General features: G+C 39.0%; 17 protein-coding genes. 4 read left to right on the top strand and 13 right to left on the bottom strand.

Annotation, left to right across the window (positions count from 1 at the left end):
• Position 1 precedes the first annotated feature (1 nt).
• The 6 genes from D1B33_RS10295 to D1B33_RS10270 all read right to left on the bottom strand — a co-directional run bounded on the left by D1B33_RS10295 (position 2) and on the right by D1B33_RS10270 (position 7,109).
• Positions 2–361 (bottom strand): toprim domain-containing protein, encoded by a 360-nt coding sequence (locus D1B33_RS10295; RefSeq protein ID WP_118876295.1) that lies wholly within the window; start codon positions 359–361, stop codon positions 2–4.
• Between the two features lie 331 nt (positions 362–692).
• The gene (gcvH, locus tag D1B33_RS10290) at positions 693–1,073 is read right to left on the bottom strand and encodes a glycine cleavage system protein GcvH (protein ID WP_118876294.1); all 381 of its coding nucleotides are present in this window, start codon (positions 1,071–1,073) and stop codon (positions 693–695) included.
• 84 nt (positions 1,074–1,157) lie between these two features.
• A complete protein-coding gene (locus tag D1B33_RS10285) occupies positions 1,158–1,514 on the bottom strand; it encodes an arsenate reductase family protein (RefSeq protein ID WP_118876293.1) in 357 nt (118 codons plus the stop codon).
• 112 nt (positions 1,515–1,626) lie between these two features.
• The gene (locus D1B33_RS10280; protein ID WP_118876292.1) at positions 1,627–3,408 is read right to left on the bottom strand and encodes an acyl-CoA dehydrogenase family protein; all 1,782 of its coding nucleotides are present in this window, start codon (positions 3,406–3,408) and stop codon (positions 1,627–1,629) included.
• Between the two features lie 89 nt (positions 3,409–3,497).
• Entirely contained in the window at positions 3,498–4,670 is a 1,173-nt protein-coding gene (locus tag D1B33_RS10275) for an acetyl-CoA C-acetyltransferase (protein WP_118876291.1), read from the bottom strand.
• Positions 4,671–4,724: 54 nt separating this feature from the next.
• Positions 4,725–7,109 carry a 3-hydroxyacyl-CoA dehydrogenase/enoyl-CoA hydratase family protein gene (locus tag D1B33_RS10270; RefSeq protein WP_118876290.1) on the bottom strand — a complete coding sequence of 795 codons (2,385 nt, stop codon included), beginning with the start codon at positions 7,107–7,109 and terminating at the stop codon, positions 4,725–4,727.
• Positions 7,110–7,361: 252 nt separating this feature from the next.
• Here D1B33_RS10270 and D1B33_RS10265 point away from each other — a divergent pair, with 252 nt between their 5' ends.
• The 3 genes from D1B33_RS10265 (at position 7,362) to D1B33_RS10255 (ending at position 8,880) form a co-directional block, all read left to right on the top strand.
• Positions 7,362–7,679: a thioredoxin family protein gene (locus D1B33_RS10265; protein ID WP_118876289.1), complete on the top strand. Its 318-nt coding sequence runs from the start codon at positions 7,362–7,364 to the stop codon at positions 7,677–7,679.
• Positions 7,680–7,994: 315 nt separating this feature from the next.
• Positions 7,995–8,198, top strand: coding sequence for a 2-hydroxymuconate tautomerase family protein (locus D1B33_RS10260; RefSeq protein ID WP_118876288.1), 204 nt, complete (start codon positions 7,995–7,997; stop codon positions 8,196–8,198).
• A gap of 169 nt (positions 8,199–8,367) precedes the next feature.
• A complete protein-coding gene (locus tag D1B33_RS10255; RefSeq protein ID WP_118876287.1) occupies positions 8,368–8,880 on the top strand; it encodes a C39 family peptidase in 513 nt (170 codons plus the stop codon).
• A 25-nt stretch (positions 8,881–8,905) separates the two neighbouring features.
• Here the strand turns inward: D1B33_RS10255 and D1B33_RS10250 are convergent, their stop codons facing one another.
• The 5 genes from D1B33_RS10250 to D1B33_RS10230 form a co-directional block, all read right to left on the bottom strand.
• Positions 8,906–9,793 (bottom strand): 5'-3' exonuclease, encoded by an 888-nt coding sequence (locus D1B33_RS10250; protein WP_118876286.1) that lies wholly within the window; start codon positions 9,791–9,793, stop codon positions 8,906–8,908.
• A 124-nt stretch (positions 9,794–9,917) separates the two neighbouring features.
• Positions 9,918–10,643, bottom strand: a complete 726-nt coding sequence (locus tag D1B33_RS10245; RefSeq protein ID WP_118876285.1) for a hypothetical protein — start codon at positions 10,641–10,643, stop codon at positions 9,918–9,920.
• Between the two features lie 494 nt (positions 10,644–11,137).
• On the bottom strand, positions 11,138–13,126 hold the full coding sequence (locus D1B33_RS10240; protein ID WP_118876284.1) for an ABC1 kinase family protein: 1,989 nt from the start codon (positions 13,124–13,126) through the stop codon (positions 11,138–11,140).
• Positions 13,127–13,149: 23 nt separating this feature from the next.
• Complete coding sequence (locus D1B33_RS10235) at positions 13,150–13,602, bottom strand: SACOL1771 family peroxiredoxin (protein WP_118876283.1); 453 nt, start codon at positions 13,600–13,602, stop codon at positions 13,150–13,152.
• A 43-nt stretch (positions 13,603–13,645) separates the two neighbouring features.
• Positions 13,646–14,413 carry a metallophosphoesterase gene (locus D1B33_RS10230; protein ID WP_118876282.1) on the bottom strand — a complete coding sequence of 256 codons (768 nt, stop codon included), beginning with the start codon at positions 14,411–14,413 and terminating at the stop codon, positions 13,646–13,648.
• Between the two features lie 585 nt (positions 14,414–14,998).
• On the opposite strand from D1B33_RS10230, the gene D1B33_RS10225 reads away from it, so the two are divergent.
• Entirely contained in the window at positions 14,999–15,199 is a 201-nt protein-coding gene (locus tag D1B33_RS10225) for a cold-shock protein (protein WP_118876281.1), read from the top strand.
• A gap of 85 nt (positions 15,200–15,284) precedes the next feature.
• Here D1B33_RS10225 and D1B33_RS10220 read toward each other — a convergent pair whose 3' ends face one another.
• Both D1B33_RS10220 and D1B33_RS10215 read right to left on the bottom strand, forming a co-directional pair.
• Positions 15,285–16,871: a putative bifunctional diguanylate cyclase/phosphodiesterase gene (locus D1B33_RS10220; protein WP_118876280.1), complete on the bottom strand. Its 1,587-nt coding sequence runs from the start codon at positions 16,869–16,871 to the stop codon at positions 15,285–15,287.
• 138 nt (positions 16,872–17,009) lie between these two features.
• Entirely contained in the window at positions 17,010–17,900 is an 891-nt protein-coding gene (locus D1B33_RS10215; protein WP_118876279.1) for a helix-turn-helix domain-containing protein, read from the bottom strand.
• Positions 17,901–18,367: the final 467 nt, after the last annotated feature.

Below are 18,367 nucleotides of genomic sequence, written 5' to 3'. Positions count from 1 at the left end.
GTCAAAACGACTCGCTTGCCGAAGTTAAATATTGTTTATGAACAGAGAATCTTGCGTCGCTAAATAAATTAGCCAACACTTTTTTGGGCGCATTGGCGACCTCTATATATGTTCTCGGAATAAAAAGATGAACAGCTTCCGAATAAATTCTTTTCGTCAGCCTTCTCAGCTTTTCCCCTGATTTGTCTGCATCAAACAAGGTGTAAAATGTGCACTCTTCAAATGGCTCCAGCAGGTCCAGTAAAGCATCCTCACTGATTGTACCATTTGTGCAAATAATTTTAACATCCTCGGCAAAGATTGGTGCAATGTTCAACTTATCTGATCGTCCCTCAACAATTATACACTTTTCAACAGTCATTTGCTTCACCCCACGAATTGTAGTTACACAGCTAAATAATGTCTGCAATTATGCATAAGGATCAATTGTGCCTGGTGACTCTAACTTGATTGACTTACCTTGCCACCTTTCTTACTTCATCTTATGATATATTGTCCCCTTATTTCAACATATGCTGCATGAACATAAAAAGATGGTTACTTATTAGAGTATATTGCGAAAAAAACGAAGTATTTTTACAAATGCGCAGAAAATGCATTACTGGTTTATTTGGTTTGACTGGATTTGGTTTCGTTCGAATCCCTTAAATGTAAAAAAACGCCAGCTATATTCTGGCGTTTTTACTAAATTATTAAGCTTCAATTAATTCGTCATATTGCTCAGGAGTTAATAAGGCTTCCACTTCTGAATCATCGCTTAGCTCGACAACAATCATCCAAGCATTTTCATATGGTGATTCATTTACAAATTCAGGGCTGTCTTCCAATTCGCTGTTTACTTCGACAACTTTCCCTGAAAGTGGTGCGTATAATTCAGAAACTGTTTTAACAGATTCTACACTGCCGAATGGTTCGTTAAGGTTGATTTCGTCCCCAACTTGTGGAAGTTCCACGAAAACGATATCACCTAATTCCGATTGCGCAAAGTGAGTAATTCCAATACGCGCTTTTCCATCTTCTACTTTTACCCATTCATGTTCCTTAGAATAACGTAAATCTTTCGGTGTGCTCATTAAAAAACTCCTCCAAATGTATGTAATAAATGATTTATTTTAGTTTGACACATTCCACAGCTAAAAACAAGATGAATCAGCGGTTTATTTCCAACATTCTGTGAACTCTTCTTCCTTGAATCCAAGCGTCACTTTTTCACCATTTGCAACAATCGGCCTTTTGATTAGCATTCCATCCGATGCCAGCAATTCCAGCTGTTCTTCTTCGCTCATCGAAGCTAATTTATCCTTCAACCCCAGTTCTTTATACTTCTTGCCGGATGTATTGAAAAATTTCTTTAGTGGAAGGCCGCTAGCTTGCCAATAGTTTCTTAATTCTTCTTTCGATGGCGTTTGTTCTACAATATGAATCGCTTCATAGTCGACTCCATTTTCGTCCAGCCATTTTTGTGCCTTTCTGCATGTTGTGCAACGAGGATATTGAATCAGTTTTACGCCCATTATCTAAGTCTCCTTCCATTGGATTATTTCAAGTATAGCAGAGGCAAATGCGCATTTGCATTAATAAAAAGGACATCCTGTATGTATAGGATGCCCTCTAGCTTAAAGTTTATTAAACAATGTATTTTTCCGCTTCAATCAGCTTTCTGGAAGCTTCACGTTTTTTGGCAATAAGGTTGTAAGGGTTATGGCGCGTTAATTTGCGGAGCGCTGATAATGTCATTCTGCCTGCATCTCCATCGGTTGAAGCAAGAATCGTTTCTTTTGCTTCTTTTTCGATTTCTGCAAAAGCTTCTTGGCAGTAAATTTCAGTGTAAAGAATTTTTTGTTTCGACTTCTCCATTCCATCCCGTTCGATCGCTTTTGCAGTTCGAATAACGGCCGATTCCATTGCGTATAGCTGGTTTGCAATGTTGGCGATATTGACCAGCACTTCCTGCTCAGCTTCCAGCTTTGTGCCAAATGCCTGTGCTGCAGCGCCGGCTGCCAGTAGCCCAATTTTCTTCGCATTTTTTACTAAATACTTTTCTTGCGCCAATGCCTCATCGCCAATCTCTTCAGGCATTAGCATCAATAACTCTTCCTGCAGTTTTTGCGCCACCTGAAGCAATGGCAATTCACCTTTTAACGCTTTTTTCATAAAAGTTCCCGGTACAATTAAACGATTAATTTCGTTTGTTCCTTCAAAAATACGATTAATGCGGGAGTCACGGTAAATTCGCTCCACTTCATATTCCGCCATAAATCCGTAGCCACCATGAAGTTGAACCGCTTCATCTGCAATATAATCCAATGTTTCGGAACCGAAAACTTTCGCTATCGAGCATTCAATGGCATATTCAGCAATCGCCGCTGCAATGGCTTTCCCATCTTTTTGCTCTTCTTCCGTCAATTGATTTAAACGGTCTTCGAAGTAGCCTACCGTCCGATAATTCAAGGATTCGGAAGCATATAACCGCGCAGCCATTGTAGCAAGCTTTCCTTTTGTTAGAGGGAAGCTTGAAATTGGCGTTTTAAATTGTTGGCGTTGGTTTGAATAGGCAATCGCCAATTCCAGGGCACGCTTGGATGCACCAACCGTTCCAACCCCCAATTTATAGCGGCCGATGTTTAGAATATTGAAAGCAATCACATGGCCGCGTCCAACTTCACCGAGCAAGTTTTTAACCGGCACTCGAGCGTCCTGCAAAATTAATGTTCGTGTAGAAGATGATTTGAGGCCCATCTTCTTCTCTTCTGCCCCTACCGAGACACCAGGGAAATTCCGTTCAACGATAAAGGCAGAGAATTTGTCGCCATCAATTTTTGCGTATACCACAAAAACATCGGCAAACCCTGCGTTTGTAATCCATTGTTTTTCACCGTTTAAAATATAATGCGTTCCCTCGGCATTCAATTTTGCAACTGTTTTGGCACCGAGCGCATCGGAACCTGAGCCAGGTTCAGTCAGTGCATAAGCTGCAATCAATGTACCTGAAGCAAGCTTCGGTAAATAGTTCGATTTCTGTTCCTCATTCCCGAAGAGGACAATTGGCAATGAACCGATTCCTACATGTGCTCCATGTGTGATGGAGAATCCCCCTGCAGGCGAGATTTTTTCTGCAATGAGGGCAGAAGAAATTTTATCCAAACCTAAGCCCTCGTATTCTTCCGGTACATCGGCGGCTAATAGGCCAAGTTCCCCCGCTTTCTTTAATAGACGCACTGAATGTTCAAATTCGTGGTTTTCCAAGTTTTCCAATACAGGAAGAACTTCATTCTCCACATATTCCGCCGTTGTTTGGGCAATCATTTTTTGCTCATCCGTAAAATCCTCAGGGGTAGTCACTCGGCTTAGTTCTACATCTTCAATTAAAAAGCTCCCGCCTTTGATAATTTTTGTTGTTTGAACCATTTAATTTCCTCCCTTTTTAAATAGGCTTTTTTATAAGAATTTTAGTATTGCAGAAAAAAGCAATAAATTCGGGTGCAGCCTAACTCTCATTACAAAATTTCAATAACCCCTGCAGCACCCATTCCGCCGCCAATGCACATTGTGACAACCCCGTATTTTTTTCCTTGGCGTTTTAATTCATGAATAAGCTTCAGCGTTAAGATTGCCCCTGTTGCGCCTAGTGGATGACCTAGGGCAATGGCTCCACCATTGACATTTACTTTATCGAGATTAATGCCCAAATGGCGAACGACTTGTATGGATTGGGAAGCAAAAGCTTCATTTAATTCCCAAAGATCGATATCTTCGATTGTGAGACCGGCAATCTTTAAAGCTTTCGGTACCGCTTCAATGGGCCCAATTCCCATTACCTCCGGTGGCACGCCCCCTACAGCAAAGCCTAGAAATTTGGCCATAGGTGTTAATCCTTGCTTTTCCGCTTCCTCACGATCCATCACCAGTACCGCTGCTGCTCCATCCGATGTTTGGGAAGAGTTTCCTGCAGTGACCGACCCTTTCACATGAAACGCCGGACGCAGTTTTGCAAGCCCTTCCAGGGAAGTACCCGGGCGAACGCCTTCATCTGTATCGAATAGTAATGTTCTGGATTGTAGTTTGTTATTGTCATCGACATAATGCTGTTCCACTTCCACCGGGACAATTTCATCCTTGAATTTACCTTCTTGAATGGCCTTGGCTGCCAATTCATGCGAACGTACAGCGAAAGCATCCTGGTCTTCTCTGCTAACCTCATAGCGATTGGCCACTTCTTCGGCGGTATGGCCCATACTCATATAATATTGCGGCGCTTCCTCAGCAAGCTTTGGATTGAGCCGAACTGTATTTCCTGTCATTGGAATCATGCTCATGGATTCTACTCCTCCAGCAAGAACCGCCTTGGAATGCCCCAACATGATACGTTCCGCTGCATAAGCAATCGCTTGAAGACCGGATGAACAAAACCGGTTAATCGTAATGGCCGGCGTTGAATCCGGCAGCCCTGCAAGTGCCCCAATATTGCGGGCAACATTCATCCCCTGTTCTGCTTCTGGCATCGCACATCCCATAATCAAATCATCAATGGGTCCACTATATCCAGCCCTTTTTAATGTTTCTTTTACGACAACTGCCCCAAAGTCATCCGGTCGAACAGTTGCAAGCGACCCCTTTTTCGCCTTGCCAATCGGTGTTCTTGCACCTGCAACAATGACGGCTTCACGCATCTTCATATCCCCCTTTTGTATTGCATGGTTTTATCAGTTTCAGTGTCATTCAAGCTAATTGCGCAGCGGCTTCCCTTTTACCAGCATGTGCTGCATTCTTGCCTGTGATTTAGGATCTGCTACAAGCTGAAGGAATGCTTCCCGTTCCAGATTCAATAAATAGTCTTCCGTAACTTCTGTCCCGTATGGCACAAGCCCGCCTGCAATGACATACGCAAGTTTTTTCGCAATCTTCAAATCATGTTCACTGATGTAGCCCGATTGCAGCATTCCTTGAGCACCAATCAAAAGCGTTGCATAACCCGGAGCGCCCACAACCTTCACCTTCTGCGGAACAGGTGCTGTATAACCCGCATCTGCAAGTGCAAGAACTGCTTGTTTTGCATCATAAATCAAGTGATCCGGATTAACGGAAATGCCATCAGCAAAATCAAGGAAATTGTTTTCACGGGCTTCTTCCCCGGAAGTCGACACTTTCGCCAACGCGATTGTTTCGAACACCTTATTCGCAATCCCTTGATAGTCAATCTCCACTCCATGGGGGAGCCCCTTCAGGAATTTTTCATATAGCGCCAAATTGCCGCCGCCACCAGGGATCAAGCCTACACCAACTTCCACCAATCCCATATATGTTTCGCCAGAAGCCTGGATATGGGCAGCCGGCAAGCATACTTCCGCACCTCCGCCGAGCGCCATGTTAAATGGTGCTGCAACGATCGGTTTCTTGCTGTATTTCACACGGCGCATCACTTTTTGGAAAGAACGAATAACAAAGTCCAGCTCGAAGAAGTTATCATCTTGCGCTTCCATTAAAATCATGCCAAGGTTTGCGCCAACACAGAAGTTTTTGCCTTGATTTCCGATTACAAGGCCTTTAAACTTCGCTTCCACTTCATCAATTGCGAAATTCAGCATTTGCACAATATCCAAACCAATGGCATTCGACTTCGAATGAAATTCCAGCAGCGCCACACCGTCTCCTAAATCTATTAAGCTGGCACCTGCGTTTGATTTTAGTACCCCGTGTTTTTTCTTATATTGTTTTAGATTTATTTCTTTACTGTTGACTGGAACTTTTGTATAGCCCGTGCCATCATAGAAAGTTAAATCTCCATCTTGTTCTTGATAGAAAGAGTCATAGCCTTGCGATAATAACTCTTTCACGAAGCCTGGGATTGTTCGGCCTTCTGATTCCATTTTTTCTACCGATTGTTTGACTCCAATCGCATCCCACATTTCAAAGGGTCCCTGAGACCAACCGAAGCCCCATTTCATTGCACGATCGATTTCTACGATGTTATCGGCAATAATGCCCGTCATTTCGGCAGAATAAATGAGGGTTGGTGCAAACACGTTCCATAAAAGTTCCCCGGCTCGATCATTTGCATAAACCAATGTCTTGACCTTATTTGATAGTCCTTTTGTTTGTTTGGCCATTTCCACGGAAGGGGCCTGGAGCTTTTTCATTGGGCCGTACTGTAGTGTTGCAGGATCGATTTCAAAGATTTCTTTTCCTTTTTTCACGAAGAAACCTTGCCCTGATTTAGCGCCCAGCCAGCCATTGTCCACCATTTTCTTCATCAACTCTGGTGTATCGAATATTTTCTGTTCGTCGCCAGCTGTTTGATCATAAGCGGTTTTAGCAACATGAAGGAAGGTATCCAACCCCACAACGTCCAAGGTCCGGAATGTAGCGGACTTTGGCCGGCCAATGAGTGTCCCTGTAACCGAATCCACTTCACCTACCGAATAGCCGCGCCCCAGCATCTCCCTTAATGTAACGAGCAACCCATATGTTCCGATGCGGTTAGCAACAAAATTTGGCGTATCTTTGCCGACCACAACACCTTTGCCTAAGTTATCTTCTGCAAAGTTCTTCATAAAAGTAACAACTTCCGGCAATGTTTTTTCGGTCGGAATCAATTCCAATAATTTTAAGTATCTTGGCGGATTAAAGAAGTGCGTCCCCAAAAAGTGTTGCTGAAAGTCTTCCGAACGACCTTCAACCATCGAATTGACACTAATGCCCGAAGTATTGGAACTGATGATCGTTCCCGGTTTTCGAAACGAATCAACACGTGAGAACAGTTCTTTTTTTATATTCAGGTTTTCAACAACAACCTCGATGATCCAGTCCACTTCTTTCAATTTCTCTAGATCATCCTCCAAATTTCCGGCAGTAAGGAGCGCCAAGCTTTTCTTTGAAGTGAGCGGTGCCGGTTTGTGCTTTACCAGTTTTTGAATCGCATTCGAAGCAAAACGATTTCTTACTATTGGATGTTCCAGCGAAAGCCCTTTCGCTTGCTCTTCTTTCGTTAGTTCACTTGGTACAATGTCCAATAATAACGTGGGTATTCCAATGTTTGCCAAATGTGCTGCGATTCCTGACCCCATCACCCCTGAACCCAATACAGCCGCTTTTTGAATTTTATAAGACATACAACATCCCCCTTGCCATTTTGAATGAATGGTCATTCATTTTTTGCTGAAAAAAAATAAAAATTTAAGTTGGATTCTTTAAATGAAAATTTCTGTCTTTAGTGTATTTGATTTTCTAAATTTAGGCAATATCTTTTAACTTATTTTTCTGATAATTTATCTTTCTCTGTTTTTTTATAAGTTATTTTGAAGTCGAATTACTTTTCAAAATGGTGAAAACGTGTACACTATTTATAAGGAGAGTGATTTTTAATGCAACCAATTACTACTAATGAGCAATTCCAAGAAATAATCGCTTCAGAGCAACCTATTATTGTTAAATTCTATGCTGGATGGTGCCCTGATTGTACACGCATGAATATGTTTATTGATCCAATCATCGAAGAATACAAACAATACGCATGGTATGAAATCAATCGCGACGATTTCCCGGAATTAGCCGAGAAATATCAGGTATTAGGAATTCCAAGTTTATTAATCTTCAAAAATGGTGAAAAATTAGCTCACTTACATAGTGCCAATGCTAAATCACCACAAGATGTAACAGAATTCTTGAACGCTCAAGCTTAAACACGGGAAAGGCTATGAATGAAAAAACTCATTCATAGCCTTTTTTAACTCCATTCAGTCGGTATACAAACTCCGACTGAAAATAAGGAACTTAGACTAGAACGCCACGTCTTGTGGCAACGTCTAAGTGACCAACATCCTGTTGGCCCAAAGCCTCCGGCGGATGTCACAGATTTTTAATGGAAGTTTATCGAGAATGCTCGATAAAATCTGGATCCAAATACGCCAAGGCGTATTTGAAGCTTTGTAAAATTCTACCGCAATTCTTTCTATTCGATTAAACTATAGTTATCAATCAATGAAAGGATGTAAGAGATGCCTTACGTAAATATTAAAATTACAAATGAAGACGTCACACCGGAAAAAAAAGAGGCCTTAATCAAGGGAGCTACACAATTATTGGTGGATGTACTCGGCAAAAACCCAGCTACAACAGTTGTCGTAATCGATGAAGTAAATACCGATAATTGGGGCATTGCTGGAGAAACCGTTACAAATAGAAGAAAAGAAGGCAAGTAAGAAAAGCGCAAGCGCCCTGTCTAGCCCCGACAAGCGCTGGAAGGCCCGAATCGAAAGCATCTTTTCAGCTTTCGACCGAGGGACTGAAGCGACCTCGAGGGTCTGGGCGCTGGAGCTAGACACCAGGTCTATACTACTTCTTTATTTAGAATAAATCGAGGTGAAAACGTTGCGTGTCCAATTAAATGCAGAAGGAACTTCCCAATACAGCAGCGACGTTTCTCCGCGATTCCAAAACTCCGCCTGTGGCCCAACAACCGTCTATGTGATTTTGAACTATTTATTTAAAGATCGGCAAAATTATAAAACAATCAATGAGCTGTATAAACTTCTAGGTGGAACAAAGATTGGTTTGTTCAAATGGCGGTTGATCAGAAACTTGCGGAGATTACTGGGTTCGAATTGGGTTGTGGCAGGCTGTACCCTTGCAGAAGCTTTAAAAGAACTAGAAGCAGGTCGACCAGTGGCCATGAAATTTGATAAATATTTTACGTTTCAATGGTTCTCCAAACCTGCCTTTAAATATCATTGGGTACCGCTAATCGGCTATGAAAGAATAGATGACGATTTACATTTAATCGTTCATGATAATGGCGGGAGACAAAGGAAGAGCAGAATCCGAAAAGTAAAGTACGCGGAAAATCGTAAAGTATTAAGTTATGTAAAAATAAGCCCGAAGTGATCAATGGGTCACTTCGGGCTTTTGATTAGACGAATGAATAAAGAGAACGGGCATGTTTTGCAATAACACTGAATCCCTTGCTTTCAAGGAATTCAAAAGTTCCGTACTCATAATCCGTCAATTGAAGCTGATCCAGCTCCGTATCGATTGCCATGTTTCGATGAATTTTGGCTAACTGATGAGAAAGCTGCAGCATTTCAAGATGCTCGGAAATTTTATTTCGCTGCGCTGGTTTTAATGCTTGTAAATTTTCCAGAACCCCTTCGACGGAGCCATACGTTTGAATCAATTGCAAAGCAGTTTTTGGACCAATTCCCTTCACTCCGGGATAGCCATCACTAGTATCTCCCATAAATGCTTTCACATCCGCAAACTTATAAGGCTCAATTAAATATTCCTCTTTAAAGCGCTGCTCAGTATACACATCGTATTCTGAATACCCTTTTTTCGTAAATGCGATTCTCGTCGAAGGATTCAATAATTGAAGCAAGTCTTTATCACCACTAATTACCGTAATGGCAGCTTCGTCTTTCCATTTTTCAATCATGGAGCCAATCATATCATCCGCTTCCATTCCCACTTCACCAAAGTTTTGCCAGCCAATCATCTCGGACACTCTTTTTGCCATATCAAATTGAGGAAGCATTTCTTCAGGCGGAGCCGGACGATTTGCTTTATACCCATCAAAAATTTCATTGCGGAAAGTTTGGGCACCCATATCCCAGCAAACAGCTAAGTGAGTTGGCTTCATAAGGGACTGTGCTGTTAAGACATGGCGGGCAAAGCCTTGCACTCCATTCGTTGGTGTTCCATCTTGCAAACGAATATAATGACCCATTGCACTTGAAGCAAAAAAGGAACGGAACAGAAGGGCCATACCATCAACCAATAAAAGATGCGGTTTATTTGTCATTCATAAAATCCTCTCTAAATCTACTGCATTTATTATAACAAATTTATAGCTTAATGATATGGCAATAAAATGAAAGCACTTAGTCCATCGTTAACTGAAGTAGCATCTGAACATTAATAATTTCTTACAGCCCACGTCTATTTAAATGCAGCATGAGGTTTCCGAACAGTGATTTAGTGACATAGCCAGAAAAAACAGTGACGGTTTTTCCACCGAAGTTTTCCTTGATTTCCTCTAATTCGTTCGAGTTCTTTATGTCGCCAAAGTCATATATTTGATAGCCCAATGTTCTAAAATACCTGATATTTTCCCAGCATAAAAAATAATTGGCACCTTTATTCATTTGCTCACTCATGATTTCCTGACCGCTATGATACAAAACCATTACCACTTCATCGCTCACTGCATATATTCGTGTACAAATGGTTTCAGCTTCTTCATTTTCCAGCTTCGTAATGACTAAACCGCCTTGTTCTTGCAGAAGTTGCAATGTTTGAATATCGGATTTAGTTAGTTTTCTGTCATTTTCACCTTTTGCAAATCGATTATAAATTTGCTGGAATTCTAGTAATTCCTCTCTTTTTGGATGATGCAGTCTCGTAATTTTCCAAGAAGAGATTCTATTTTGATCCAGCAAGTTTATTACCTGTTTGGACATGCCATGCAACAAGGTATTCTCATCTTGTTTCAAATTTATATGAACGGTTTTTTGCCCTTTCAATTGACGGCTCGGTTTTAATATGTGCGTATATTGAACAATTTTGGGCTCAAAGCGACTATCAGATTTTAATGGTTTAAAATAAACGATATTAACCGGCAATGCAAATAATTTTCTATTAATCTGCAGCATGGGACACTCTCCTCGACTCTATATAATCCGTTTAAATAATTTCTAGTATTTATATATTAATTTGAAAATAGAAATATACATATTCAATTTAGATTTGATAAACTATGGAGAATTTATTTTATTAAAATAATAATTAACGACTTTCCTTTAAAAAAGATATTTCCTGGGGAATACAATTTGATTCTTCTAATTACGATTTAAGCAGGCTATAAAGGTGGAAATAATCCGATAAATAATATTACTAATAAGTAATTTCATTCTTTTATTATTATCTTTCTACTATTACCTCCCTTTAAATAAGTCTACTTTAGGTAAATGGTTTAGATAGATTCCATTTATTAAAATAAATGGTTGGTGATGAAATTATTAACAAATATCCCATTTTCTATTCAGAAACTAATTTTTCTGAACTTTTTATTTAACTATTCTTTTTGAGGGCGGCAACATAAAAAAGCCTCCTTCACTTTTTTAAATGAAAGAGGCTTTTAGATAGTTTATTCATTTCGCTTCATATCCCGGATCGCTTGGATGGATAATCTCACGAGGAGGATGGCGCATAAAAACAAGCCAAAATAGGCAGCCGTGTTTAAATAGATCGCATACGCCGTATTGATGAATTGAGAAATGGCCAACAGTGCCACTGAAATAATGCCAAAGGTAATCCCGACAAAGAGCAGGACAAATTTAGAAAATAATTGGGTCACAAATTTTGCATTGTTTTTATCCGAAAAGATGTCATGATGCAAGATGAGTTTTCCATCTTCTACTTTTTTGAATAACTGGTCTACTCTTCGAGGAATTTTTCTTAAATTCGGCAGTATCAGTGCCAGTTCTTCTTCGATTCGATCTTTCGTTTCTTTCGGTTCATACAACGGTCTCTTTAATGTGTTTTTTAAATAACTCTTTGAAAAACGTTTCGCTTCCTCAAAGAGATTGAAATTGCGATCGATAATCCGCAATGTCCCATCCAACGTAACAATGACCCGTAAGGCCACGCTTACCGAAGGATAAAATTGCAAACCAAAATCACGAATAACCGCAAAAATGGAATAAACAATTTCATCCGTTCGAATTCGTTCGACATATGAAATTTTCAAAATAATTTGGCTCACAGCATGTTCCAGTTCCGCACGGTCAACATCGCTGCGGTTCTTGACCAACAAGGAAATTCCATCATATAAAATGGTTGTATCGTTTTGTTGAATGCCCATGAAAAACAGCTTTAAGCCTTCTTGCTGCGAGGAAGAAAGTCGGCAAACTGCTCCAAAATCCAGCAAGGCGACTTCATTCGTTGCTGCATCATAGTGAATGTTGCCTGGATGAGGGTCCGCATGAAAAATACCGGAAATAAGTGCTTGCTCTAAATAAGAGAAAAGAATCGTTTCGGCAACCTCATGGCAGTTCAACAGATCTTCCTGCGCAAGATTGGCAACAGAGACGCCTTTTGCATAGTCCATCACCAGGATATTTTCGTTGCTATATTCTTCATAAACTTTTGGAATGGATACATTCAGCTTGCTTTGTTTCAATATATTGCGTATTTGGATCATGTTGCGGGCTTCTATATTAAAATCGATTTCTTCCCTGAGTGAACTTGCAAACCCTTGTGCCAGATCACGGAATCCTATACTTTCAGCCCAATGGGATTTGTCGGAAATCCAGTTGGCAAATTCGATTAAGATACTTAAATCCTCACGCATAATCTCTTTTACTTCGGGGCGCAGTAACTTCACAACCACTTTTTCATTTGTTTTGCGCAAAACTGCTTTATGTACTTGGCCAATCGAAGCAGCTGCAATCGGGTTGGTATCGAAATAGGAAAAAACTTCATCCAGTTCCCCTCGTAGATTTTGCTTTAAAATGGTTTGAACTTGCTTCTCCGACAACTCACTTACGTTTTTTTGAAGCTTTTCCAGCTCTTTTATAAAGACAGGTGAAAATAATTCTTTTCGAGTAGAAAGCACTTGGCCAAATTTGATAAAAATGCCTCCGCATTGCTCTAAAGTTTCCCTCAGGGCTATGGCCAGCTCGCGGTCACTGTCCCGATTTCTGGCATATTTAACGGTACGCGTGATTCCATTTTTAACAGCAATACTGACTACATTGCGCAATCTTTTTTGATGTCTCCAGTAGCCTAGCAATCTTTTAAAAAAAGACTTTCTTCCAGAATGGCGGCCATTGTTTTCATCAAGCGCAATAGGGTCAAATAATTCAAAAAACAAGTAAATTAGCATTGAAATAAGCAGCATGCTGCCAACCCATAATAAGTTTGAAGTATTGACGACACTGCCCATTGTATCAAAATTATAGTCGGTCCCTTTTAAGTAGGTATACCAGAAGATGAATGTTGTGAAGGATACACTTATGATAACGGACAAGATTTTTTTGAAAATATTTACGTTTGCTCCAATTAGTCGACCACTAATAAAAAAGATAAAAACGGCAACGAGCAATATTAGGAGGATTGGCTTGATAAAGGTCATTACCCTCACTCTCTTTCCGATCTCTAAATTTCTGAACTGATTTTACAATCCACTATAACCTTTACATTCCCTTTTAGTGCTCTGCTAATCATGCAACTCTCTTCTGCCTTGGCAGCTAAACGTTTGGCAATGCGTTCCTTGGAATCGCTTGCTTCGTTGAGGATAATTTCAATGTGATGCGTAATTTGTTTATAAGTAAGAATGTTGTTCTCCTCTTCCACTATTCCTTCTGAATGGAGGGAAAGAGAAGCTTGAATGGATGAACGTTCCAGCATGGCAGCAAGCGAGATAATATAGCAACCCGCAGCAGCACTTAGCAGCAATTCATCTGGATTGGTTCCGATTCCGGGACCATCCATTACACGTGGAATGGAAAACAATGTTTGTAAATTTCCGCACTCAAATTCACTCGAATCATTTCTTCCGCCATTCCAGCTCGTTTGCAGTTTAAAAATATGTTCCACTTTATTCGTCATTTCTTTTCACCTCATTACACGAAATGCCTTTATCTCTTTTCATTTATAATCGGATGTGTTTGGTAGTGATACCGAAATTTAAGCCAACTGAATGATCCGTAATTTCTTTTGATCCTTTTTCGAAAACCACTCCGTGCAGTTGTCCTTTTTCATAAATGGCTCCTCCTCCATCAATGCCGATTTTTCTTTGGCAAGGAGAAATCCAAATATCGCTGGATTTATCTTCATTCAATAAAACCGTTGGCGTATGTCCAAAAACGACGATTTCCTTCGCCTTATGTGGAACGGCATAAAACTCTTCCCGGATCCAGAAAAAGTCATCTCGCTTCGTTTCCCGGAAATTTTCAACAGTGCAAGATATTCCTGCATGAACAAAAAGGAAAGGATCAAAAAGATAGAAGCGGCGCAAACTTTTCATAAACTCTACGACTGAATGATGTTCTTCTTGAATTTTTGCGGCAATTTCATGAATGGAAAAATTGTCCGCAATCAAATGAAAGTCTGGCGTGGAATAAAAACTTTGAATCGCGGCTTCTCCCCCTACCTTCGGATTGAAATAAAATTCCGAAAGTTCTTCCGGCTTCTCAAGCCACCCTAAAAAAAGCTGCTCATGATTTCCGCTTAATGCCACGGCATCGTAATCATGGGATAACTGCATTACTTTTTTCAACACTTTCAAGCTGTCCGGCCCACGATCAATATAGTCCCCCAGGAAAACCAACTGCTCTTCCTGTGGATTCCATTTCGTCAGTAGAGCTTCCAATAAATCATAACAACCATGAATATCGCCGATTGCAAAAACTTTATTCATTTATACACCCCATTTAAATCAAATGCGCCTTGGCAGAAATGTGACCGTCGCTAAAGCTTTCAGTAACAATCACCGAGACTGGACTTCATTTAATTAGGTCATCCCCATTAAATGAAGCAAAAAAATATCTAATAGTAAAAAACTTGCTTAATTCTACTATATCATATTCACTTGGAAAATTTTTATATCATAAATAAAAAGCGGAGAACGCCCGTTAGCTCCGAAAGGCATTGCAGACTCCGACGTGAAGGCGCTTTTTGCCTTCGGAGGAGGAGTCGAAACGCTAGAGGGGCTGGCGTTCGTATCTGGACAATGGAAAAGAGGGGAAACGCCTGTTAATTCCCTTAAAATTCAACTTCCCAACGCGACAATTTAATTTAATATCAACTTTTACAACAAAACAGTGGACTTTTATTTCAACCCCATGTATACTTTAAGAAGAATAATTATATTGCTTCTTATCTAATGAATTCACATGTTACAAAAAGTAATCGTGAACGTTCGGTACTTTTTGTAATGTGTGAATTTTTTTCTAGTATTATGAAGTAATTGGTTATTCAGTAAATTTTTTGGAGGTCTATTAATATGACACAAGGTACAGTAAAATGGTTTAACTCAGAAAAAGGTTTTGGATTTATCGAAGTTGAAGGTGGAAACGATGTATTCGTACACTTCTCTGCAATCCAAGGCGACGGTTTCAAAACTTTAGAAGAAGGTCAAAAAGTTGAATTCTCAGTTGAAGAAGGAAACCGCGGACCACAAGCTTCTAACGTAGTAAAACTTTAATTTGAAGCTTATAAAGGGCAATCCCAATTTTGGGATTGCCCTTTTTTTATGCAAAAAGAAAAAAGGAACTGAGTCAGCTCCTTTTCTAATCTGTATTAAATAGTTGTTTGATATAGCCATAATACTCGGATTGCGTTTTATAACAAAGACTATTTACTTTGTTTTTGCAATTATGCAGTACTTTTTCAAACGAGCTTGGTTTACTGATCAAATACCCTTGGATGGCATCACATTCACGATTCAATAAATAATTGAACTGTTCAATCGTTTCTACGCCTTCTGCAACCACATTCAGCTTTAAATGCTTTGCCATGGAAATAATTAAATCCACTAACGGCTCGTGTTCGTCGTCTTTCATATTTTTCACAAAATCCCGATCAATTTTCAAACAGTCAATTGGCAGGTCTTTTAAATAAGCCAAAGAAGAATAACCCTTTCCGAAATCATCCAGAGCAATCGTTACACCCAATTTTTTCAGGTCTTGCAAAATCGGCATTAAGAACTGAGTGTCCATTGTCATACTTTCGGTTATTTCCAATTGCAGACTCTCCGGAGAAAGATCCGTCTCTTTTAAAATGGACCGAACCACTTCAACGAAATTTTCATGGAATAACTGGCCAAGAGATAAATTTACCGCTACTCTCACTGGCTGTCCCAGAGCATCTTGAAGTTCTTTCGTATGTCTGCAGGCTGTTTCCAATACCCATTTACCAATAGGCACTATTAATCCGGACTCTTCCGCGATTGGTATAAAATCCGAAGGCGGAATCAATCCCTTTTCCGGATGCTTCCAGCGAACCAATGCTTCCATTGAAATCAGATCCGTATTATTTAGTTTCAGCTGAGGCTGATATTGCAAAAATAACTCATTATTCTCGAGTGCTTTGTATAATTCATTTTCCAAAACCAATTGCACTTCTCTACCGTTCGCCATTGACGGCTCATAAAAAGTAACTTGTTCGGGCAGCTTTTTTGCTTCAAATATGGCAAATCGGGCAAATTTAATGAGGTTTTCTTCATTTTGAGTATCTTCAGGATAATAAGCTATGCCAATATGAACCGATATGTTTAATGAGAAATGTTGAATATGATATGGATTTTCTAGCATTTGGATTAGTTGCCTGCATTGCGTACGAAGCACTTCCCGCCCATTATCTTGTTCAATCAAGATTAAAAATTGCTCTTCCCTCAATTTGCCGATCGTACTGCCGGGGAACTGTACTTTCAATCTTTCAGCAATTAACTCAAGCATTTTATTCGTATAAAAAGAGCCTAAAGAAGTTTTAATGGTATTCAGCCGATCGATTTCCAGTACAAGAACGGCTTTACTGGATGTATCAAGTGAAAGGTTTTCTTTAATTTTTTCCAATAAATATCGTTCATTTGGCAATTTTGTAATGTCGTCATAATAAGAAAGAAAATGTTTGTCTTTTTCTGAATGATATAAGCGTTGTTCTGTGTCGTGCAAGGACTTGATGGATCCATCATAAATTTTTTTCACGCAAATTCCCAGGTATAATTGAATGACGAAGACAATGGTCAAGCTAACCGCATTTGGTCCATACCCTTTAGCAATAAGCATAAAAAATAATAAGGTTAATAAAATCAATGCCGTAATAATATATACTAAATTCCTCTTATGTAGGGAAAAATACTCATTTTTTATATTCACCTTTTCACCTCTTTATTAAATCAATGTAACTACTTCTGCAATAAACGTATTTAGGAAATTTGCACCATCAGAATATTGTAAGTAGCTATTTTTAATTTAATCGTACTTTAAGAGGGATTTTATTTTTTGTGCATTATTTTATACATTCTCACCAGATGAGTTTTTATGAACCACTTTATTCAATAAATCATCCAAATCTGCTTTGTATTTTTTATAAAGTTGTTCATGACCCAATGTTTGGAAAATGGTAAATGCGCGATTGCATTCTTCAACACCTTCGGCAATCGAACCTTCTACAATTTTCAGCATTCCTTCATAATAAATGACAAAAGTTTGTTCGAAGAAATCACTTGTTTTGGTATAGTAGCGCTTCGTCGCATCTAATACAATCTTCGAATATTGATAACCTTCATGTTTAAAGCTGGATTCTAATAGATTAAAGAAAATATAGCTCAACATGTTTTTATCTAGATTCAAGTTTTTATATTTATCTGCACGGTTGAATAAGTTTTTAGTCATCATAAATGCTGTTTCAGGCGGAAATATATAAATAAAATTATTCAAAAGCGCCAACTCATGATAACACCATTCTTCCATACTCAATAAATATTCGGCAATTTCATTAATATATTCTTCTTTAATTTTGCTGGTGTCTAGATTATTCTCCATACAATGGCAGAGAATATATAGATGTCTTAAAAAATTATCTCCAGTTTCTTTATATTTCTGATCTACGCTTTCTTTAATCTTTGATATTTCATCTATTTTGTTCTCATAGTACAAGCCAATGACTTTATTAAACTCGTTCATTTTCGAGGACTTTTTATAATCATTTTTTATGTAGAAAAACTCGTTATATGTTACATTGCAATACTCAAGAATCTCAGTCAACTTATCGGAAGAAATACTATTCTTACCCGATTCAATGCGTGCAATATAGGGTCGCGTCATTCCGAGAGCATTTGCCAGTTCTTGCTGCGTAATCTTTTTATTTGTACGAATATATCGAATAACTTGTCCTATTTCCATTTGGTTCTCCCTTTCTTTAAATATGTATAAAATAGTTTACATTTTGTTTTATTTAAATTTTAACTAGTACAATATGATTATAGTAAATTTTTAACGAAAGGAATGGAGCACTTTGAAAAAAATTACTTCTTTTATTAAATTTGCAGTTGTTGCTGCCGCTGCTTATGCTGTTGCAACTGAACCAACAGTTCAACCTCTTGTATGGTTTATCGGATATTAATTTTCAATAAATATCTTGCTTATGAAAACCATTCTGTAATTGTTCGTCCTCTCATGATATGGGAGGTTTTTTTTATTTTCTTTTGCATTATAGAACAAATCCTAACACAATCCCCTATATTATCATAAACTTCCTCTTTTTACATAAGTTTATTATTTCAGATATTTTTATTATTTTCCATATTTTAACTATACAAATAGGAAAAAAGGATATCAAAAAGAGTTTTCTCCTTTTGATATCCCCTATT

This window comes from Ureibacillus yapensis (assembly GCF_003515775.1).
Classification (GTDB): Bacteria; Bacillota; Bacilli; order Bacillales_A; family Planococcaceae; genus Ureibacillus; species Ureibacillus yapensis.
This window is presented reverse-complemented; position numbering and strand designations above follow the sequence as displayed.